We start from the raw sequence: 20,543 nt of genomic DNA, 5'->3' as shown, positions 1-20,543 counted from the left end.
GCGGACGGCTCAGGGTCGTCGACGACGACATGCTCGTCTTCGCCCTGGCACTGCGCAACAAGCCGGCCGACCGCCCTCGCTCGCGTGGTGTACCGCGCACTCGCCGAAGCCGGCGAAACCACGCACGACACATCACCGACCACGACTTCGCCGACGCACCGACACGTTCTCCGCGTCCGACACCGGGTTCGGCCGACAGCGGCGAAGGACGATCTTTCCGGGGGCCGGACGGTGGGAAGGGGTTCCTGCATGACCGATCCCGTGAACGAGGGCGCTCCGGCGCCGACGACCCTGTCGATCTCCGTGAAGGGGCTCGCGGACGCGGGCCTGGAACCGCAGTTGCGGTCCTGGGTCGGCTCCGGACCCAACGAGCCGGTGACCGCCGAACAGATCACCCTGGCCGTCGGAGAGGACGAACTCGCCCGGACCGCCGAATCCCTGGGACGCGACCCCGGCAACCTCGCCGCGGACATCGCCCTCGCCCTCCCCGAACTGATCGACACGGCATCCCCCGACGGCCGTGCCGCACCGCCCCTCGCGCCGGACGGCGCCGGCAGTGTCCGGGCCCGTGGGCTGACACTCTCACCCCGGGTGGTCGTCGGGGAATCCGAATCGGACGTCAACTACAGGGCCCCGTTGAGCATCAGCGCAAGGGGAACGAACTTCACGCCGGGCGACTACACCGGCACCGTGACGATGATCTTCGACGCCGTGCCCCCGGTGTAACCGGCCCGCGGTCGAGGGCAGGCCCGGGGGCGCGGTCGCCGGACGAATCAGCGGCCGCGTCTGTCCGCCCGGGGCTACACGACCCGGGCGCTGCGATCGACGGCCGAAACCGCGGACGTTCCCTCATGGCGAACCCGCTGCCGCATTCGGGCCCTGTCCCCGGAAGCGGGAATCGCCCGGCGAGCGCGCTCACTCGGCGGCACCGGCGAGGAATCGCGCCGGTCGGCATGTGGTTCGCGACGCCCGATCCACGACGTGGGGATCACCCACGCTTCCCGGGTTCCGTGGCCGAGCGTTGTGGGTGGCGGACTTCGCCACCCACAACGCTCGGCCCGGCCGGTCCGGTTCGTACCAAGGATCACGGGGTCCAGGTGAAGGTGAACCGGTTGACGTCGGACCTGTGGCAGGTGAGGGCTTGTGGCAGTTGGCTCTTGTCCTCGTCGATGCCGACCGCGCCGGTGCCGTGGTCGTAGGTGAAGTACACCGAGCCGGTGGCGAGGTCCTGCGCGGTGGACACACGCCGGACGACGACGTGGGTGGCCTGTGTGCTCTGGGTGTCGACGGCCCTGCACGACTCGCCGGAGACCAGCTGCTGTTGGTCGTCGCCGACCTTGAGGACCAGGGCGTGGGTGTCCTGCGGGTCGCCGGTGGTGTGCAGCGAGGCGCAGATCTGCCGGGGTTCGAGCGGTCCGCAGTCCCGGTCGCGTTCCCGTGCCACGGCCAGGAAGTGAAGAGCGCCGCGGGCCAGCGCCGTGACCCGTTTGCCCGCCGTCGCGTCGAGGATCTCCGGCAGCACCCCGGAGGTGTCGGCTCCGGCGCCCAGGAGTGTGCCGTCCTCGGTCACCGCCAGGCACACGTTGTGGATGGCGGCCACGGCCGTGATCCTTTTTCCCTCGGCGGCCTTGAGGATCCCCGACACCTGCTGGGAGCCGTCGTTTCCGGTGGCCAGCAGTGCGCCGTCCTCGGTCACCGCCAGGGCGACCCCGTTGCCGGCCGAGACAGCCCTGATCCTCTTTCCCTCGGCGGCCTTCACGAGCTGCGCCGAGAACGACGTGCCACTGGACGACGAGGTCAGAGTGCCCTCCTCGGTCACCGCGAAGCAGTAGCCCGAGCCGCAGTCCGTGACGGTGACCCTCTTGCCCTCGGTGGCCTTCAGGATCGCCGCCAGTTGGCCGCCGTTGTCCCGTCCGGCGGCCGAGAGCATGCCGTCCTCGCCCACCACGAGAGCGAATCCGGAGCCGGCGCTCACGGCCCTGACCGTCCTGCCCTGGGTGTCACGCACGATCTCCGCCGCGCCGCTTCCGGCGGCCAGCAGCGTGCCGTCCCGCGTCACGGCCACAGCGGTGGCGTCGAAGGCGGAAACAGCCGCGATCTTCTTGCCTTCGGCGGCCTCCAGGATCCCCGACACCAGCTCGTACAGGTCCTCTCCGGCGACCAGCAGCGTGCCGTCCTCGGTCACCGCCAGACTCGCCGCGGCCGAGGCGGCCACCGCCGTGATCCTCCTGCCCTCGGCGGCCTCCAGGATCCCCGACACCTGCCCGGAGTCGTCCGACCCGGCGGCGACCAGGGCACCCGGTGTCACGGCCCCGCCGGGGTGAATCCCCGAGGCACTCGGCGAAGTGGCGGATCCTGCGTCGTTACTGCCCACGAACACTCCCTGAACTCATCGGTCGGCGTCCCCGACACGCTAGAGCCGACCCAAGCATCCAGGGACCGAAATCGCCCGACTCGCCCCCAACCAGCCACCGTATGGCCGGATGCAGCGGCCCGGCATGTGGTTCGCGGCGCCCGATCCACGACGGGAAGATCATCAAGGTCATCCGTGCTTCCCGAGACGGGGCCCACTCTCGCGGCGGACGACGGACGGCACACCCCCAACCAACTGTCCGTAAATGATCTGTTCCGGAGAGTGATTTCATGGGGATGATCGGGAGTGCGTCGCGTGCGCGTCGTACTCCTTCCCTCGACGGGACACACCTGTCCGGGTCGGTCGAACCGGCCCGGAGCCCGATCGGTCGCCCCGTGTGTTCGTCGGATGGGACGAGTACGCGCCGTCGGGGCGCGTCCGTTGTCCGACCGGCGTTGGAGGTCCCATGTCCGCGGAGTACGTCGAGGTTTCCCACCACGAGCGTCCGGAGCGGTTGCGCGCGCAGCTCCGAGGCGGTTTGGCGGTCCGGGCGGGCGGGCGCACGGCGCCGCCGCGCGGGGCGAACCTGTTGTACGGGGTGATGCTGCGCGCCGCGGCCCGTCTGGACGCGGGCCTGGAGCCGACCGAACTCGAACAGGGCATGCTCGAGTTCCTGCGCGTGATGGTGCCCGAGGAGGAGATCCGCGAGTTCGGCCGCGTCTACGCGCAGGAGCACGCCGCCCGCGCCACGGGGTCGGTGTTGCCGGCCACGCTCACCGAGCGCGCGATCGAGGACGGATACGAGTTCGCGGACCTGGTCGAGGACGTGCCCGCGCTGCGCGCGGAGTCCGGGACCCAGCCGAACCTGAACGTGGTGGACCTGGACCGCCCGGAGGAGGGGGCCGCGGCGGACGACGCGGGATTCGTGGCGGGCTTGGGCGAGTACGGGTACGGGGTCACCCTGGTGACCGCCTCCGACCACCACGACGACGAGCCGGCCCCGGCGGCCGGGGAGGGCGGGCCGGGGACGGCGGGCGCGTTGGACAGGGTGCTGGTGGAGTTGAAGTACTTCAAGTGCTACCGCGAGTCCGACGAGTGGAGCGGCAGCGACGAGATCTACTTCTGCACCGCCGCCTCCTCCGACACCGGGCACCGACACGAGAACGTCACCCGCGCCTACGGCGACGTCGACAAGGACGAGATCCACCAGATCGACGGCGGCACGTACCTGTTCAACGCCTCCGCCGACGCGTTCGTCACCGCCACCGTCGTGTGTTGGGAGCGGGACCAGAGCCCGCCCGGCTGGTTCGACGAGATGTACAAGACCCTGAACACGCTCTCCGGACTGCTCCAGTTGCTGGCCCAGAAACTCAAGGACTACGGCGGGCACTTCGACGTCCCCGAATACCACGACCTGATCGACTACGTCGAGATCGCCAACATGCTCGTCCTGGCGTGGGGCGGGTTCATGAAGATCTTCTCCAACCCGGACGACTACGTCGCCGAACGCACCCTGGTCTTCGACCGCGCCGCCCTGAAGGCGTGGGCCACCGGCACCTCCACCCCCATCGCGGGCTGGCACTTCAACGGCAAGAAGGGCGAGGGCCACTACGTGCTCGTCACCAGCGGCACCGCCGTCGTCAACACCCGACCGCACACGATCACCCTGCCCAGCCTCGACGGGACACCCGGCAAGCCCGGCGGCCCCGCCTGGGCCGCGACCGCGCCCCTGCCCAACGGCGCGATGAGCCGCGCACCCGCGCTGACCTCCAGAACCCACTCCACCGCGATGGACTGCATGGTCCAGTCCTTCGGCGACGGCCCCGGCGAGTTGTGGCACGCCCGCTCCGACGGCACCACCTGGGGCGCCTTCACCCGCGGACCCGCGGGCAGGACACGACACCGCCCCGCCCTGGCCTGGTTCAAGAACGTCCTGCACTGCGCCTTCAACCAGGACGACACGCTGTACCTGAGCAAACTCCAGGGCACGACCTGGACCACCCCCGAACCCGTCACGTTCGGCGGCGTGGCCCCCGGAACCGTCCGCGGGGCACCCGCCCTGGCCGCCCAGAGCGACACGCAACTGTTCTGCGCCGTGACCACCATCGCCGACAGGGTCCGCTACGCGGTGTCCGACGGCACCCGGTGGGGCACGGCGTTCATCATCCCCGGCCCCGGCGCGGCCCCCGACCCCGCGCTGATGATCGCGTCGGGCTCCGTCTTCCTGTGCGCCTACCGCAGCAGGACCGGCGACCAGATCTGGGTGTCCGAGTACAACGGATTCACCTGGGGCGACCCGGTCCGACTGCCCGGCACCACCTCGGCCGGCCCCGCCCTCGGCTTCAACTACGGCCGACCGATCTGCGTCGTCCGCGCGGCCGGCACCAACGAACAGCTCTACTGGTCCATGCGCGACGACAAGGGCGACAAGACCTGGAGCTCCTTCAGCACCATCCCCAACATCTCCAGCGCCGACGCCCCGGCCCTGACCCACCTCGGACCCATCCCCGGCGACACCACCGCCCCCTACGGACGCACCGTCCTCCTCTTCCGCTACTGACCCGACCCGTGTCCGGGCCCGCCCACAAGGCGGGGCCCGAACGCGGACACGACACCGCGGCAATCGGCGGACGGCGGGTCGCCGCCTCGAACAGGCCCGCGCCACACGGGCGACGTCCGCGTGCGGACAAACCCGCACAGCACCCCGCCGCCGCCCACCGTCCCGAACATGCGTCGATCCGAAGAACGGGCACCGAGGCCGCTGACATTTGATCATGGCGAGAACTGCTGTCACCTTCGCGTCGGTCGACAGCGATTGTTGATTGACATGGAAGTATCAGCGCGATTTGACAGTCGTTGTCAGCGGTTCTGCCACGAGCTTTGTCAGTACGGGTGCCAGGGTTGTGTGGAGCGATCGGTGGGCGGGAGATCGTCCGGCTCGAACAGCCCGAGGCTGTATTGGACGTCCGCGCTGAGACTGATCCGGGCATCGCCGAACACCTCGTCCCCCTCGATTTCGGGTGGGTGGCAGGCGAGCCAGCCGGCCGTGATCAGGTTCGCCCTGGTGTAGTCGTCAACGACGAACACGGGCTGCGGGTTATCACTCTCGGTGATGACAGCGGCGATGGCTTGGGCCTCGATGGGGTCGATGTCGTGGCGGCGGCCGTGGCGGTAGTAGTACGGGGAACGCGCGTCGTCGGTGGAGCGGCCACGAGCCGGTCCATCGCGTCGACGCACGAGTCGCCCGACGGGCGGTGGCACATCGACGCGCGACAAGCGCCACCACCACGAGCAACGACCCGGCGACTCACGCGCCGACGCCCGAAACCGGGCCACCGAGGCGAGCATCTCCAGGCTGCGGGACAAGGTCGTGAACCAGTCGCGGTAGCTCCGCGGGCCCGGGCATCGCTTCCGCCACTGCGGCCATCGGAGGGACACGCCGCCACACGACACCGCAACGGCCACCTCCGGCTGCCGTCGCCCGCCACCGCCCGATTCCGACCGAACCGCCGGCCGGCGACGGCAACGGCGACGGCGACGGCGACGGTGGAACGCGACATCCCCTTCGACTTCGACGCAGCTTCTCCCACCGACAACAACTTCGCCGACACGCTGACACTTCCTTCGCTTTCGACACCAGTCGGTGTCAGCGGTTCCGCCATGAGGTTTGTCAGCGGGGGCGCCGTGGCCGGCGGCTGCGATCGGTGGGCGGTAGCCGGTCGGGGTCGAACGGGTCGAGGCTGTAGAGGACGTCGGCGGTGAGCGCGACCCGGGGTCGTCGAGGTCGTGCTCCGCGTCCTCGGGTTCGCCGCGATGGGCGAGGCAGCCGGCGATGATCAGGGTCCGGCGGGTGTTGGTTCGAGGCGGGCGACCCGATCGAATAAATCCACTACACAGAGTCCCGGATGTGGAACTCCGTGTGATGTTTGTGGTGATCATCCTCGTGCCCGGCCCGGGAGCCCGCCTCCGTCGGCTCCCCCGGGGTCGGGCGCGGGTGAGTGGACTCGGGTGAGGAGCGGGACGTGACGGACGCGGACGTGGACCAGCAGAGCCTGTGGCGGTCGGTGTACACGAGCGGGGAGGGTTGGAGCAGACCGGAGCCGTTCGCGGGCCATCTCAGCGCGAGGGCCCCGTGCTCGCCGCGGTGGACGGAACCGTGTACTGCGCCCACAAGGGCAAGGGCGAGCCCGGGATCGAGGCCCCGCTGATGTGGACCCCCTTCACGCCGGCCGCCGTGCAGCCGTTCGTCAAGGCGTTGGAGACGGCCGCCGAGCCGTTGCCCGAGAATGCCTCCGAGGCGGAGGCGGCCGAGCGGGAGAAGGGGATCCGGGCCGCTTCCGAGGCCCTGGCCGCCGCCCGCAAGTGGCGCCCGGACACCGCGATCGGTGTCGACAGCCCGTTGCCCCCGCACTGGTGAACGACGGCGGGACCCTGCGCCTCGTCTACCGGGCCTTCACGACCGCCCACCCGAACTACGAACTGAGGGAAGCGGTCCTGGGGAGCAAGGACGGGGCGCCCGTGTGGTCCGCCGCCCCCAACGCCATGAAGGCCTCCGCGACCTGGCCGGCCGCGGCCGCGTTCCGGGGGACGACCCACGTCGTCGCCCAGAACTGCTACAACGACCTCGTGCACTTCGTCCGCGGCGCCGACGGGACATGGGCGGCGGCCCGGGCGAACGGGGCCGCGGTGAAGACTCCCGACCGCGGCGACTCGCTGGGGCCGTCCTCACGGGGCATGCACGACGGCAAGCTGCACCTCGTCCGGGGCACGATGTTCGACACCCGGCTGTGGCACGCCGTGTTCGACGGCACCGCCTGGAGCGAGGGCACCCTGCTCCCGGAAACCCACGTGTCGACCCACCCTCCCGCCCTCGCCTCCTACGACGGCAGGCTCCACGCCGTCTACACGACGCCCGAGGGCGGCCTGCGGCACACCACCTGGACCACCGAGGACGGCTGGGCCCGGGACGTGGAAGGCCGCGAGTCACAGGAACTGCCCGCCCTGCTGACGTTCAAGCACGGGCCGGCCGGAGCGGAACGCGAGGCGCTGCTCCTGGTCAACCGCGGCCCCTGGCGCTACGTGGCGCCCGACCGCCCCGAGCCGGCGACCCGGGACGACGTCGCCAGCACGGGCACACCCGTGGCCGGCGAGTACCGCAGCGACCTCGGCGCGGAGGGCTGGTCCCGCATCACGCACCGCGTCCTGCTCACCCCGGCCACCCTGAAGAACGGCAGGACGGCGGCCATCGCCACCTGGGAGGCCCGGGCCGCCTACTACTGGGGGTTCGGCTACTACCCGGAGAACTACGGCCCCCCGTACCACGCGTCCGTCTCCGGCATCCTGCGGTTCACGAGGGCCGACGGCAGCGGGGCCGGCCACCAGGTGGACTTCTCCGGCGGCTTCGACTCCGACGGCCGCTTCCGCCACGACGCCCTCGTCCCCAACATCGACCCCGGCGACTACACGCTGTACGTGAGCACCTCCAACACCGACAAGAAGGGCGGCTACTGGCACATCTTCAGGGCCGACGCGCCCGACGCGGACGGCTGGGCCCGCATCGACAGACTCAGCGGCGCCACCGTCACCGCCACCGTCTGAGACCCGCCCCAGGCCACAGGACACCACCCATCGGGCCGCGTGAAGCCCGGCCTCACCCAGGCCGGGGCCTCACACGGCTCCCGGACCGGATGCAGGGGATGCGCTTCGACGGACACCACCCCCGGACCATGGGCACCGATGGCGACGGATCACAGAACTCGGAACTCGAGCCAGAGCCTGTTCCCGTGAACAGCGCCGGCCCCACGACCCGAACCCGGTTGCCGACACATGTTCACGGCGAGAGCCGCTGTCACTTCGCCGCGGACAACAGGGGCGGGTGGGGTCGGTTGTCGGACGACATCTCGATGGGCTTCCGCCCCGACGGCGCGATCAGTCGTTCCGGTCGAAGGCCCCCGTCCCCTCGGGATCGGCGGCTTCGGGCCACCTGCCCGAAGCCGCCGAGGTGACGGAGGCCGTCGCGGACCGACTGCGTACGACCGGTCACCGAACCCGTCCACCACCCCGCCGACGGCGTCACCGCGCGGATCACACGTCGACGAAAACACCCTGGGGCGGGACGCCTCCCGGCTCGAGGGCGTCCCGCCCTTCCCGGCGGTGTGTCACGCGGGGACGACGCACCAGAGGCAGTCGACCCTCGTGGTGTTGCCGTCGGGCCCGCCGAAGGCGGCCATCCCGTCCCACTTGATGTACGCGTACCTCTCGGGGGGGCGGAACGCGACCAGGTCCCCGTACCTGATCAGGGTGGAGATCGTGCCGTGCGCCTGCAAGGAGCGACGCGCCCCGATCGCGATCACCTTCGGGACGACCTCGACCACGTCCATCTCCAGGTCGCCCCGCCTGCCGAAGTCGTCGGTCGGGAAGAGCGTGTCCCCGGCGGGCCCGTTGACCTTGTACTCCATCCGGCCGTCGCGCAGGCTCGCGAGCCGGCACGAGTGCGTGAACGGCGGCGGGGGCGTGCCGTTCGCGCGGAAGGCGAACACCCACCTGCCCTCGTCGTACTGGGCGTAGCTGCGGTCGATGTACCCGCCGTCACAGACCTCGCCCGGTTTGTCGGACCGCGACGTCCACTCGTCCAGGAAGGGCTCCGGCTTGGCCGAGTAGTAGTAGAACGACTGGAGTTTGACGACCCGGGAGTACATCCACCCGGCCCCTTCGAACTGGTGCGCGACCAGCTCCGGGGGCCTGGTCGGGCTGCTCCCGTCGCGCAACTGTTGGAGTGTCAGGGCGTTCGCGGGCGGCGACGCGTCGCTCTCGGCCCCGGCGGTGATCTCGGCGATGCCGGCGGGTGTCTCGAAGTCCGACGCCGAATGGATACTTTCTGTCACGAATTAATCTCCTTGGGTGACTACGACCAGTCTGGCTCTCCCATCCGAGACCGCGTCAAACGCCGAAACCACTGACATCTGATCGTGGCGAAATCCACTGACAAGTTGGCTCTGGCACGGGAAGCGTGAACGATCTTCAGACGCCAGGAGTCCACCCGCGTGCACCCTCGGCCGACCAGCACCGATCGCGACCCGCCGGTGCCAACCCGGCTCCCGACGAGAGGCGTTCACGCTTCCCGTGCCAGAGCCTCTATCTGTCATCGGGGTTCGCCGCGGGAAGATGTCAGCGGTCGGTCGTCGGTCCGGGTTGTTTCGGGGTCGAACGTGTCGTGTCCCGCCGTCGTATTTTCGACAGCGGGACACGTAGGCGCGGCGCGTGGTGGTTCAGGGGCCCACGGCGAAGACGGTCTTCGTGGTGGGGATTCCTCCGCCGGTCGGCGTTGACACGACCCTTGGGTGGGTCGGCGAACACTCCTTCACCCGGGACGGGTCCTGTCAGCAGTAGAGATCGCTCAGGCAGAACCCCGAATGCGCGGCCGAGGCTGATCCGCTCTAGCCCAGTTCCGCAGGGACGATCAGCGATCCGGGAGTCGTGATCTGAGTGGCCGGCTCCCAATCGAGATCACAGTCCTGAAAAGAGAAGGATTTGGCGAAGGCCGATCGTGCCTGTGCCTTGACTTCGGATGGTGCGTTCGCCAGTTCTCTCAGCGAACGGGCGAGTTCTGCGGCCTGGGCTTCGATCCGCTTGATCGTGTCGTCATGGTTCGTCACCGGGATGGTGACTGGGGCTGGGCCTTTTCCTTCGGGCATGGCTGTCCCTCCTCGTTGGCCGGCTCGGCGCCGACTCCGGTGGATCGTCCCATGACGGCCTGTGCGGACGGCGCCACCCTCTCTGCCTGTTCGGACCCGACGACCTACCACCCACCCGACGGGACAACCCATGGCACCCGCACCGATCCGGATCCACTGACTGTCGAAAGCGAAGAAAGTGTCAGCGTGTCGGCGAAGTTGTTGTCGGTGGGAGAAGCTGCGTCGAAGTCGAAGGGGATGTCGCGTTCCACCGTCGCCGTCGCCAGCCGGCGGTTCGGTCGGAATCGGGCGGTGGCGGGCGACGGCAGCCGGAGGTGGCCGTTGCGGTGTCGTGTGGCGGCGTGTCCCTCCGATGGCCGCAGTGGCGGAAGCGATGCCCGGGCCCGCGGAGCTACCGCGACTGGTTCACGACCTTGTCCCGCAGCCTGGAGATGCTCGCCTCGGTGGCCCGGTTTCGGGCGTCGGCGCGTGAGTCGCCGGGTCGTTGCTCGTGGTGGTGGCGCTTGTCGCGCGTCGATGTGCCACCGCCCGTCGGGCGACTTGTGCGTGGGTGGCGTGGGCGGTGCGCCGGCCGCCTGCCCGGCGGCGTCGGAGTGTGGCGCGGCCTCGTCTGCGCCGAGGGGTCCGGGACGGCCGGGCGCGGGCACGGCTTCGTCGGCGTGGGTACGGCGGACGGCGGACGGCCGCCGCGATCCGGCCATATTGCTGAACCGTCTCCGAGAAGGTGTCGGGCGGGGCCAGCGGTGGAGGATCGCCTGATGGAGAACCCAGAGGTACCCACCGGTTCCTTCCCGACGGAATCGTCGTGCCCGACGGCTGGGAGAGGCTGCGGGACCCCGCCGGCCGAGGAGACCTCACCCCCGAGCAGGTGGCGGCCGCCGCCGCGCGTACCACCGAAACGACTTCGGCCGTCGATTACTTCGTACTGCGTCCGGTCGCCAACCAGGATCTGGTCGTCACCGCGCCCCGGCTCGACGGTGAGTGGTACAGCCCCGTCCTCACCCTGGCTCGCCGCGACGACGGCGACCTTCATCAACACTGGGCACTGGGTCAAGGTTCCATCGGCGGCGGGCTGTTGACCTACGTCTACATCAACCGGGCCACCGCACAGGGCATCGGCCGCACCGGCACGAGCCCGGTCGCGCAGGTGATCGACGACTCGAACCACTTCCCGACCGGATGGATCCCGCAGGGCCGGCCCAACTCCATGGACCGTGTCTACGCGATCCTGACGCGGGACCCCGTGTACCCCGCGGGCACGCCCGTCGAGCAGCACTGGATCGGCAGGCGGGCCATGGCCCCGGTGGACCCGCAGGCCGGAAGCCCGCTCAAGATGGTCGACGGGAAACTCGCCTACGACACCCGCGCCTACCAGTTGGAGCAGGTGTTCCTGTGACGCCGCCGCCCGACGGCGGAATCGACGACGACACCGGCCCGACCGTCCGACGACACCACGCGCTCGACACCCTCGCCGAGGCCCGCTCATCCACCGCGGACCCACCACGGACACCATCGCCCCCGGCGTCGCGTACAGCCTCCGCCTGATGGCCGAGCTTCCCGACCCGGCACCGGCCACAACGACGGAACCCCCGCCACCCCCTACTGACACGAACTCTGCCGACCCACTGACAGAACCTCGCCGTTCCCACTGACGTTGTCTCTGCCTTCGACACCACCGGTGTTGTTGGTGAAAGTGTCAGTGGGATCGGCCGGGAAAAGTGTCAGCCGATTCCTCGGGCTCGCCGGGTCGGAGGCTTGGCCGGGAGCCGTTTTCCGTCGACCGTCGGCGGGAATCGGCCATCACCGAGGGGGAACACTGCGCCGTGTGCCCCGTGGCTGAATGATCATCAAGCGGGTCACGCGGCGTCGTCCGGCGTCGTCGGCCCGGCCCTGTGCGTCCGATCCGAGGAGGACCCGTGACCGGTAGTGAAGCAGAAGCCATCGAACCGGCGGTCGACGAAGGCGTCCGGCAGATCCCGGCGACGGTGGTCCGGGTGGAGCAGCCCGCCTCCGTCACCGATGCCCGCGACCGGTTGCTCGCTGCCATCGGCCGCGCGGCGGAACGGGCCGGCGATGCCGACCCCGGTGGGGCGCCCGAGGCGCTGGAGAAACTCGCCCGTGCGTTCGTCTTGGTGAGCACGGGCTCCACCGCGGGCGGGTTCTTCGACGTCAGGAACAGCAACGCCTCCGTGCATGCCTCCCTGGAGGGCATCCCCAAATGACAACGGCTGTCGGAACACGCTGACCGTTGACGGCCTTGTGCGCCGGCTCGTCGGACCCCGACGGGCCGGCGGGCACCCGCGTCGAGTTCACGCTCGAACGCGCCCGAGGCAGCGCCCACGCCGGCACCGGGACGCACGTCCTGCGGCGCTCCTCCTCCGCGCACTACACCGTGACCGCGCGCATGGACATTTCCCACGGCCAAGCCGCTGACATCTCTCGGCTCTGTCTCGGGAAGCGTGAATGTGTGACTGATGGTGATGTCGTCAGCGAGTGTGCAGGATGCGGTGCCGCAGGAGATCGAGGTTGGCCCGGCCATACATCTGGCGCTTGAGCATCTTGATCCGATTCACGGCGTCTTCCGTCGGTCCGTTGCTCCAAGGCAGGGTGAGCCCGGCGAAGACGGCGGCGTGATCTCGTTGGAGGCTGTTCGCGAAGCTGTGCAGCGCGGGAAGATCGTCGGCTCGGACCCGGCTGAGCCACTGAGGCAGTCGGGTCCCGCCCAGGTTTCGGATCACGTCGGCGAAGGTGCGCACGTGGACGTGAACGGCCGCGAGTTCGGGGCAACGGGCGAAGATGTCCTTCAGTTGCGTGGCCGCACCGGCTGAGAGGTTCTCGGGTTCGGTCATGATCCACTGCACGACGCGACGCGGCTTGGGTGTGGCCGCTGCGGGGTGAGCTGCTCTGACTTCCGCGCCATCCCAAGTCCTGCAGTTCGCGGTGGAGTTCGCTCGCGTTGGTGCAGCCCTCGACCCATCGCATGTGGATGTAGGGCTTGAACCGATCGAGGGAACTGGCCCGGTTGACCGCCTTGACCATCAGTTCTTCGGGCGTGGAGGCGAGCGCGTAGCGGCGGACGGTCCTGAAACACAGATCGAGTTCCTGGGCGATCGCCTTGAACGAACGCCCTCGGCCAACCAGGTCCTGGACTGCGGCGTAACGCTCGCGGGTCCGTCGCACGATGAGGCGGTGCGGATCGCTCTCCCTGGGTCCGGCCTGTTCGGCTCGTGACCTCTCGTCGTCCGAAAGACGCCTCTCGAACGCTTCGAGGCCGGTGGGCTCCTCCGCGCCGACGGGTGGTGTCGGGGACGGTTCGCGCAGGCAGGCGCGGTGCGTGACGACGGTCTTCTCGACGACCTCGGCGAGGTTCCTCCACAGATGCCAGCGGTCCGCGACCTCGATGGCGTGCGGGGCGCCGATACGGCAGCCTTCCGCGTATGAGCCCGCTCGGTCGCGGCAGATGATGCGGATGCCGGGCCGGTCCCGGAGCCAGGCCGCGAGGGTGGCCGCATCCCGCCCGGCGAACACGTCGATCGGCCGATGCGATTCCATGTCGATGATCACGGTCGCGTAGACGGAGCCCTTGCGCAGGGCGAAATCGTCCACTCCGATCACCTGCGGCGTCGCCGCGGGAGCCCGTTCGGGTACCGCTCGGACCAAGCGCAACATCGTGCAACGACTCGCTTGGATCCCCATAGTCGCCGCCAATCTGGCCCCGGCCCGCCCGGCCAGGGCCAGACCGATCGAGGTGAGCTCCCGGCACAGCCGCACGCTACGACGCCTTCGGCGCAGCACCACACGATCGGAACACTCGACGAACGTTCGCCGCGAACACCCCTCGGTGCGACAGAAGAACCGACGAACCCGCAGGGTGATACGAGTCGGACGACCGCCCACGGGCAGGTCGGCGAACCGGCGCTCGTAGCGACTGTGGACCGATACCGAGGAGGTTCCGCAGTCCGGACAAGACGATGCGTCCGATCGAGCACACGCCCGTATTCGGATCACCGCCCCACCGGCGTCGATTGATTCGAACGTCAGATCGGCCAAGTGCGGCAGTAGGCACTTGAGTTCGGATGGATTGACCACGGTGCTCAAGGCCCGCCAGCAGCGGGCGTCGCCGGGGCCGGCACCTCGATCGCGGCTCAGGGTTTCCCGATCGGGTAGAACGCGAAGTGGGCCGGGGTGCCGCCGGGGTTCGGGCAGAGGCCCGAGTACTGGTCGCCGCGGTGGACGGGCAGTGCCGCCGTGGTGGGCGAGTATCCCTTGTCGAAGGCCCAGGCCTGTGTCCCGTCTCGGAGTTCGATCTGATCGAGGGTGTGGAACCCGACCAGGAAGCCGTCGGTGGAAGCCGATGCGGTTGTCTGGGACCCGTTCGCGACGACGGGGTTGCCGAGGATGGAGACCGGGCCTTTGGTGGCGTCGAGGGTGTCGTCGCTTTGGAGGGCTCCGGTCACCGTCAGGGTGCCGGCGGTGACCTTCGGGTTCGTGCCGGTGGCGGTGATCGCTCCGGTCGTGGTCAGGGCGGTTGTGGTGATCGCGGTGGTGACGCTCACGCCCCGGGTGACGGTGCAGGTCTTGTCGGTCGTCGTCGCCTGGGCCACGTTCAGGGTTGCGGTGCAGGTGGTCGCGGGGCCGGCGATGGTCAGCGCGGGGGCTCCGTGCAGCGAGTCGACGCGCAGGCCCGGCAGGAGGGGCTTGTCGACGGTCACGGTGACCGAGTCGTAGCGGTCGATGCCGTTCGAGGTGGTCTTGACGAGGAACGTCTCGTCGCGTTCGAGCGCGGCGACGCGGTGGGGGAAGGTGATCGGGGTCCCGTTCGGGGTTGCCCGGGCGTACAGGACGTGCTCTCCCGTCGGTCCTTGCCAGGTCAGGTGGAACGGGGTGGTCCCGGGGAGGAGGGTCGCGGGTGGGGCGCCGGGCGCGGTCGTCAGACGGGCGGAGAGGTTGGCCGTGTCCGTCGGCTCGTTGTGCGTGTCGTCGCCCGTCGTGGTGGTCGACGCGCTCTCGGCGGGCAGGTCGCGTCGGCGCCTGGGGGGCCGGGACTTGGTGAGCGGGATCTGCAGGAGGCGTTCGGTGTCGGGCTCGCCGGGGCCGGTGGTGCTGCTCTCGATGATGCGCAGCCGGGCGGTTCCGGCTTTGCGGCTGAGTTTGATGCCGTCGAGTTGGATGGCCAGGCTCGCGGTGACCTGGTCCTGGCGGTCGTGGTCGGAGCGGGTGAACTCGGCTGTACCGTCCTGGGGTACGGCGATCAGGACGTCTTCCTGGATCGCGACCACCGACCAGGTGTGCGGGGTGGCGGTGGCGACGATGCCGACCCCGGTCTCGGCGAGGTCGGCGGCGATGGTGCCCACCGGCAGCACGATCGTGATCCGGTCGCAGCGCACGGGGTCGGGCAGCGGGTTGGACACGAGCAACCGCAGGCGGGCCAGGGAGAGTTCGCCGACGGGGTCGCTGGGAATCAGGTCCTGCGGGGTGGTTTCGCAGGTGTAGGTGAGCAGGGGTGGCGGTTCGGTGGTCGTGGTGGGTGTGGTCGGCGTGCCGGTCATGGCGGGGGCCTCCTGCGCGTCGAGAGGGTGGCCGGTGGCGGGTGGCGGTGGGTCAGACGCCGAAGGCGTACCAGTGGAAGGTGTGGGTTCCGCCGGTGCCGGTGACGCCCCAGGTGGCGGTGTCCCCGGCTCGCACGGGTGCGATCAGGGTGCCGAGCCCGGCCCCGGTGCCCGTGCGGAACTCCGCGCCCCCGGTGATGCGTACCCACAGGGTGAGATTGCCGTTCTGGTGGGCGTTGGCCAGGATGAGGCCGTCGGTGGTGAACGTCGCGGAGCCGCCGCCGGCGGCGGCGGACAGCTCCTGCCTTCCGGCTTTGAGAATGTCGACGCGTCCGCTCGCGGTCAGGCCCCTGGTCGTGGTCACCCTGGCCGCGGTGAGGTTGTTCGCGGTCAGGGCGCCGGTGATCGCGAGGGTGCCCGCGAACTGGGTGGTGGCGGCCGTGATCGCGGGTGCGGTCACGGTTCCGGTGATCGCCAGGGTGCTTGCGGCCGTGATCGCCTCCTTGACGGAGAGGGTCCCGGCCACGGTGGCGGGGGATTCGATGCGGATGACGCTGTTCGGGAGCGGGCCGGCGAGGACTGCGTTGGCGATGGTGACCTTCGGGTACTGGGGTACGTCCACCTGGACGGTGATCGAGTCGTAGCGGTTGACGGTGCCGTCGACCTGGGAGACGGTCTGCACGGTGAACGTCGTCTCGCGCAGCAGGGGCCCGCACACCATCTGGGTCACCCCGTCGGGGATGATCTCGCCGTCCTGCTGGTCGCGGTGGTGCAGTCGGCGTACGACGCCGTGTGCGGGGTTCCACGCCACGGTGACCTTGCTTCCCGGTCGGACGCTGACCGCGGGTGGGCGGCCGTCGATCGGCGCCTCGCCGGCGTAGACGCGCAGGTTGGTGCCGACCGGGAGGGTGGTCGTGGTGCCGGCGGGGAACTTCGGCAGCCGGGCGAAGCGCGTGCGGGCGACGGGGGCGTCCTGGCCCTTGGCGGAGGTCTCCACGATCCGCGGGTAGGCCACGCCGACCGTGTTGTTGACGGGCACGCCGGTGAGGACGAACTCCACCGGGTCCTCGGTGATGATCCCGTCCTCGGGCGTGGAAGGAACGAATTCGAAGCGCACGCGGTTCGCGTCGACCTCTCGTGTGGGCCGGGACCATCCCGGGGTGGTGGTCGTCGCCTCGATGCCCTGCGCCGTGGTGACGAGGTCGCGGGGCCGGGTGCCGATGGGGAGCTCGACGGCGAGGGAGGTGCACCGCACAGCGGTGTGACCGCCGTTGGAGACGGTCACCCGGATCCAATGTTGTTCGACCTCGACGGCGTCGTCCTCGACACCGCCCACGCGGTGCGCGCCACCCTCGCCGCGGTTGCCACCTGCGCGCTCGGCCGCCGCGTGCCGATCCTCGGTCTGCCCCCGGACGCCCTGCTCCGGCCCCGCTGCGACGTCCTGGCCGACCTGGGGGTGATCGACCCGGACGGCGCGTGCGCGCGGTGGTGGGATCCGGCCCTGGCCGCCGCCGGAAACGTCCACGCGTTTCCCGGCGTCGTGGAGAGCCTGCGCGCCCTCCACCTGCGCGGAACACCCCTCGCCGTGGTCACCCTTCAGGACCGCGACCGCCTGGCCTGGCTGTTGCCCCCGGAGGTGGCCGCGGTGCTGCCGGTGATCGTCACCCGCCACGACGCCGCACCCAAACCCGCACCCGACGGCCTCCACTTGGCACTGGACCGCCTCGGCTTCCCGGCCTCGTCGTCGGTCTCGTTCGTCGGGGACACCCCCGGTGACATGGCCGCCGCGCACGCCGCCGGCGTCACGGCCGTCGGCGTCGCCTGGGGATGGGCACCGACGCGCGCGCTTCGCGCGGCCGGCGCCGCCCGGGTGCTCCGCGACCCCCGCGAACTCCTCGCCGGCACCGGCACGGTGAAACCCGCCTGAACCCGTCCCCTTCGACCGCTACTGTGGGGCGGTACGCACCACACGGTGACGTACCGCCCCACGAACCCGTGAGGAACACGCGAGATGGCCTCTGTCCGCGCCGACGCGCGAGCACCCCGCGCCGTGCCGGAGAACTGAGCCAACCCTCGACAGGCTCGGCCCGGCCCGGCGGACACACCCCACCCGGCCGACACCCCGCGCGAAGGTTCCCGCACTCATGCCGCACCGCATCCAATGGTCCGACCTGCCCGGTCCGGTCCGCACCCACCTCGAACACGCCCTCGGCGGCCGCATCGTCGACGCCACCGGACCCGCCGGCGGATTCGGCCACCAACTCGCCGCCGTCCTCACCCTCGCGAGCGGGCGCCGCGTATTCGTCAAGGCCGCCCCCGACGACGACCCCCTGACGGCCTCCAACGTCGCGGAGGCCGCCGTCCTGCACGCACTGCCGCACCGCGCGCCGGCGCCGGACCCGATCACGCTGGAACGAACCCACGGCTGGACGGTGGTCGTCATCGAACACCTCGACGGACCCCATCCCGACCTCGGGCCCGGCTCACCCGACACGGCCGCCGTGCCGGAGCGCCTCGACAAACTCGCCGCCGACCCCGCCGACGACCGCTACCGCACCGCGGTGGGCACCACCGCCGCCGAGAGCATCCGCCTCCACGGCTGGAGCGATCCCCACCTCACCGACCTCGACCCCTGGGCGAGCGGCCGGCTCGACCGACTGCGCGACCTCGAACAGGCATGGCCCGCACACGCGTTCGGCGACCGCGTCGTCCACGGCGACCTGCGCGCGGACAACATGGTCCGCGACCGCATCCACGGACCCGTCTTCGTCGACTGGGCCCACGCCACCCTGGGCCCCGGCTGGGTCGACCTCGCGTCACTGGCCCCGCAACTCGTCCTCGCCGGACACCGACCCGTCGACGTTGCCGACCTCCTGACCGGCCACCCGCTCACGGGCAACGCCCCCGACGGCGTCGACGCGTTCCTCGCCGCCCTCACCGGCCACTGGGAACGCGGCAGCCGCCAAGGCGACCCCGCCCGCGCCCCGGGCCTGCGCGCCTACCAACGCCGAGCCGCCGCGGCCGGACGCGCCCCTCGCCGCGCGCCTGCCCTGACACCGGGCCAAGACCGTGAACCCACAGGCTGCTGACCTGGGGTCGGACGCCAGGCCCGTGGGAGCCGCCCGATAACCCGCGCTTTCAGGGGTCGGGTCGGACTGTCCAGGGTGGCGTAGCCATCGCGTCAGCAATGCCGCGAAGTTACGGATCATGGGTCCGTGTCCATCGCTGGTTGGGGTGGGATTCGGTAGATGCCAGGGACAACGTCGACGAGACGGCCGTAGGACAGGCGTGTCGATGTCGCCGGTTTTGGGAGTCTCGTTGCCTCTGCAGTCCGTTGATCGCACCGCCATGGTGGGCGTGTCACGAACCGTCCGGGTCGCGGCCGGGGTGTTCGCGCCCGGCCACCTCGGAGCGTTGACGCGCTACGTGCCCTTCGAGTTGGTGGACGCGGTCCTGGAGGAGACCAGGACCCGCGAACGCCGACTGCGGGACCTGCCCTCGCGCGTGGGCGTGTACTTCCTGCTCGGCCTGGGACTGTTCTCCGGCATCGGATACCTGCGGGTGTGGGCGAAACTGGTCGCCGGACTGGACGACCTGGCCGTGCCCCGAGCGTCGGAGAAGGCCCTGCGCGACCTACGGCGCCGACTGGGGCCGGCGCCGATGAAGGCCCTGTTCGACGCGCTGGCCGGGCCGATCGCCGGCCCCCGAACGCCCGGCGTGACCTATCGCGGGCTGCGCACGGTCGCGATCGACGGCTGCAACTCGCTGAAGGTCCCCGAGACCGAGGCCAATCGCACGTGGCTCGGGCTGCGCAGGAATCCCAACGGCTGGGCGGGCTATCCCACGCTGCGGCTGGTCGCACTGGTGGAAACCGGCACCCGCGGACTGCTCGCTGCGGCCATCGGTTCCTCCCGGAGCGGGGAACTCACGCGCGCCCGCTCGACAACGCCCGGACCTTGACGACCTGATCGACCTGACGGCAACGCGGGCAATGGATCACTCTGCTCTCCTCCCATGGGGACGATTCGACATCGGCCGAGCGGCGATCGTCAGGCGGGCGGGCAACGCATCACGCGCCGTGCAGGGTCGAACGCGACCGCCCCGGACCGACGACGCGCGCCCGGCGAGCGGCAGGAGCAGTCGCTCGTGAGAGACGGCCGCGAACGCGTGGACACGCATCGATCGACGCGGCGGCAAGGACATCACACCAACGGCGCCCGAGGCGGACCGGCGAAACCTCATGCTGCCGGTGCCTTTCCCCGCCCGCGCCGTCACGACCGTTCCACATCAGTCAACCACCCAAGCACTCACGCTCGCACGGGAGTTCGGAAGACCGACGGCACACGGCGACGTCGTCGGTCGAGGCCGACTCCTGCGGGACCTGCGGAAACGGCCCGGAGGCGAGGCCTGATACTCCCCCACCGCAGGGTCGCTCTGCAGGAGGAGGGTGGCGGGTGTCGATGGCCCGATGGGCCGGCTCTTCGCGGTGTGTCGGCGAAGGGGAAGGTCGAGCCCTCGAGGAAGGGGCCGCGGTAGGTGTCGAGTGCGCGCTCGCGCAGCGCGGCCCGGGCATCGGAGTCCTTCGCGTCGACCACATCGCGCAGGAGTGTCGTGGATTCCGCCGGGCCGCTGGTGATTTCCCGGGAGCGCAGGTGGTGGCGGTCGCCGGAACGGGCGAAGAACCACGCCGTTGTTGCCTTGATTCGTTCAGGAGTAGGTGGGTGGATGGGAACGGGTTCGCCATTTTGCGCGTGGTGCCCTCGGGGCGGCGAGCGGGTTCGGGTGGTAGGCGATCTTCTTGCCGCGCACCCCGTTGGGATGCGCGGCAAGAAGTCCGAGGCATGCGTGCACACCGTCCTCGAGGTGGCGCCCAGGGCGACGGCCTGTCGTCGACGTCGAGGCCGAACGAATCCGGCAGCCGCGGGCGCAGTGCCGGTATCACTGCCG

General features: G+C 70.4%; 16 protein-coding genes and 1 pseudogene. 9 read left to right on the top strand and 8 right to left on the bottom strand.

Translation table 11 applies throughout. The features are described from left to right. Nucleotides 1-249 precede the first annotated feature (249 nt). Nucleotides 250-726, top strand: a complete 477-nt coding sequence (locus tag A3IC_RS71285; protein WP_020552737.1) for a YidB family protein — start codon at nucleotides 250-252, stop codon at nucleotides 724-726. 358 nt (nucleotides 727-1,084) lie between these two features. On the opposite strand, the gene A3IC_RS0124685 is transcribed toward A3IC_RS71285, so the two are convergent. Further along, complete coding sequence (locus A3IC_RS0124685) at nucleotides 1,085-2,308, bottom strand: hypothetical protein (RefSeq protein WP_026218690.1); 1,224 nt, start codon at nucleotides 2,306-2,308, stop codon at nucleotides 1,085-1,087. 511 nt (nucleotides 2,309-2,819) lie between these two features. Here A3IC_RS0124685 and A3IC_RS0124680 point away from each other — a divergent pair. After that, on the top strand, nucleotides 2,820-4,913 hold the full coding sequence (locus tag A3IC_RS0124680) for a hypothetical protein (protein ID WP_020552736.1): 2,094 nt from the start codon (nucleotides 2,820-2,822) through the stop codon (nucleotides 4,911-4,913). 323 nt (nucleotides 4,914-5,236) lie between these two features. Here A3IC_RS0124680 and A3IC_RS0124675 read toward each other — a convergent pair whose 3' ends face one another. Then, complete coding sequence (locus A3IC_RS0124675; RefSeq protein ID WP_158696089.1) at nucleotides 5,237-5,629, bottom strand: hypothetical protein; 393 nt, start codon at nucleotides 5,627-5,629, stop codon at nucleotides 5,237-5,239. A gap of 868 nt (nucleotides 5,630-6,497) precedes the next feature. Between A3IC_RS0124675 and A3IC_RS0124670 the strand changes: the two genes are divergently transcribed. Both A3IC_RS0124670 and A3IC_RS0124665 read left to right on the top strand, forming a co-directional pair. Continuing rightward, complete coding sequence (locus A3IC_RS0124670) at nucleotides 6,498-6,770, top strand: hypothetical protein (protein ID WP_158696088.1); 273 nt, start codon at nucleotides 6,498-6,500, stop codon at nucleotides 6,768-6,770. Further along, a complete protein-coding gene (locus A3IC_RS0124665; protein WP_020552733.1) occupies nucleotides 6,767-7,951 on the top strand; it encodes a hypothetical protein in 1,185 nt (394 codons plus the stop codon). The genes A3IC_RS0124670 and A3IC_RS0124665 overlap by 4 nt, the downstream gene beginning before the upstream one ends. A gap of 560 nt (nucleotides 7,952-8,511) precedes the next feature. Here A3IC_RS0124665 and A3IC_RS0124655 read toward each other — a convergent pair. Together A3IC_RS0124655 and A3IC_RS0124645 are read right to left on the bottom strand one after the other, a co-directional pair. Next, on the bottom strand, nucleotides 8,512-9,237 hold the full coding sequence (locus tag A3IC_RS0124655) for a hypothetical protein (RefSeq protein ID WP_020552731.1): 726 nt from the start codon (nucleotides 9,235-9,237) through the stop codon (nucleotides 8,512-8,514). A gap of 552 nt (nucleotides 9,238-9,789) precedes the next feature. Next, nucleotides 9,790-10,047 (bottom strand): hypothetical protein, encoded by a 258-nt coding sequence (locus A3IC_RS0124645; RefSeq protein WP_158696087.1) that lies wholly within the window; start codon nucleotides 10,045-10,047, stop codon nucleotides 9,790-9,792. Nucleotides 10,048-10,852: 805 nt separating this feature from the next. On the opposite strand from A3IC_RS0124645, the gene A3IC_RS0124640 reads away from it, so the two are divergent. Together A3IC_RS0124640 and A3IC_RS0124635 are read left to right on the top strand one after the other, a co-directional pair. After that, nucleotides 10,853-11,443 (top strand): hypothetical protein, encoded by a 591-nt coding sequence (locus tag A3IC_RS0124640; protein ID WP_020552728.1) that lies wholly within the window; start codon nucleotides 10,853-10,855, stop codon nucleotides 11,441-11,443. A 520-nt stretch (nucleotides 11,444-11,963) separates the two neighbouring features. After that, a complete protein-coding gene (locus tag A3IC_RS0124635) occupies nucleotides 11,964-12,269 on the top strand; it encodes a hypothetical protein (protein WP_020552727.1) in 306 nt (101 codons plus the stop codon). A gap of 264 nt (nucleotides 12,270-12,533) precedes the next feature. Here the strand turns inward: A3IC_RS0124635 and A3IC_RS70180 are convergent, their stop codons facing one another. The 4 genes and pseudogenes from A3IC_RS70180 to A3IC_RS56390 all read right to left on the bottom strand — a co-directional run bounded on the left by A3IC_RS70180 (nucleotide 12,534) and on the right by A3IC_RS56390 (nucleotide 16,881). Then, complete coding sequence (locus A3IC_RS70180; RefSeq protein WP_026218689.1) at nucleotides 12,534-12,896, bottom strand: transposase; 363 nt, start codon at nucleotides 12,894-12,896, stop codon at nucleotides 12,534-12,536. Between the two features lie 523 nt (nucleotides 12,897-13,419). Then, a pseudogene (locus A3IC_RS73620) lies at nucleotides 13,420-14,055 on the bottom strand (ISL3 family transposase); the annotation flags it as partial. Nucleotides 14,056-14,192: 137 nt separating this feature from the next. Beyond that, the gene (locus tag A3IC_RS71280) at nucleotides 14,193-15,596 is read right to left on the bottom strand and encodes a hypothetical protein (RefSeq protein ID WP_020552724.1); all 1,404 of its coding nucleotides are present in this window, start codon (nucleotides 15,594-15,596) and stop codon (nucleotides 14,193-14,195) included. 52 nt (nucleotides 15,597-15,648) lie between these two features. Beyond that, nucleotides 15,649-16,881: a hypothetical protein gene (locus tag A3IC_RS56390; protein ID WP_020552723.1), complete on the bottom strand. Its 1,233-nt coding sequence runs from the start codon at nucleotides 16,879-16,881 to the stop codon at nucleotides 15,649-15,651. Between the two features lie 9 nt (nucleotides 16,882-16,890). On the opposite strand from A3IC_RS56390, the gene A3IC_RS0124610 reads away from it, so the two are divergent. From A3IC_RS0124610 to A3IC_RS0124600, 3 genes are all read left to right on the top strand, one after another. Then, the gene (locus tag A3IC_RS0124610; protein WP_020552722.1) at nucleotides 16,891-17,523 is read left to right on the top strand and encodes an HAD family hydrolase; all 633 of its coding nucleotides are present in this window, start codon (nucleotides 16,891-16,893) and stop codon (nucleotides 17,521-17,523) included. Nucleotides 17,524-17,740: 217 nt separating this feature from the next. Continuing rightward, the gene (locus A3IC_RS0124605) at nucleotides 17,741-18,685 is read left to right on the top strand and encodes a phosphotransferase family protein (protein ID WP_020552721.1); all 945 of its coding nucleotides are present in this window, start codon (nucleotides 17,741-17,743) and stop codon (nucleotides 18,683-18,685) included. A 268-nt stretch (nucleotides 18,686-18,953) separates the two neighbouring features. After that, the gene (locus tag A3IC_RS0124600) at nucleotides 18,954-19,556 is read left to right on the top strand and encodes a transposase domain-containing protein (protein WP_245599422.1); all 603 of its coding nucleotides are present in this window, start codon (nucleotides 18,954-18,956) and stop codon (nucleotides 19,554-19,556) included. Nucleotides 19,557-20,543: the final 987 nt, after the last annotated feature.

It is taken from the genome of Embleya scabrispora DSM 41855, assembly GCF_000372745.1.
GTDB lineage: Bacteria > Actinomycetota > Actinomycetes > Streptomycetales > Streptomycetaceae > Embleya > Embleya scabrispora.
This window is presented reverse-complemented; position numbering and strand designations above follow the sequence as displayed.

Excerpts from the sequence above, each read along its gene's own strand:
- A3IC_RS0124605 (WP_020552721.1), top strand. The coding sequence starts at position 17,741 with ATGCCGCACCGCATCCAATGGTCCGACCTGCCCGGTCCGGTCCGCACC.
- A3IC_RS0124610 (WP_020552722.1), top strand. The coding sequence starts at position 16,891 with ATGTTGTTCGACCTCGACGGCGTCGTCCTCGACACCGCCCACGCGGTG.
- A3IC_RS0124680 (WP_020552736.1), top strand. The coding sequence starts at position 2,820 with ATGTCCGCGGAGTACGTCGAGGTTTCCCACCACGAGCGTCCGGAGCGG.
- A3IC_RS70180 (WP_026218689.1), bottom strand. The coding sequence starts at position 12,896 with ATGACCGAACCCGAGAACCTCTCAGCCGGTGCGGCCACGCAACTGAAG.
- A3IC_RS71280 (WP_020552724.1), bottom strand. The coding sequence starts at position 15,596 with ATGACCGGCACGCCGACCACACCCACCACGACCACCGAACCGCCACCC.
- A3IC_RS71285 (WP_020552737.1), top strand. The coding sequence starts at position 250 with ATGACCGATCCCGTGAACGAGGGCGCTCCGGCGCCGACGACCCTGTCG.
- A3IC_RS0124645 (WP_158696087.1), bottom strand. The coding sequence starts at position 10,047 with ATGCCCGAAGGAAAAGGCCCAGCCCCAGTCACCATCCCGGTGACGAAC.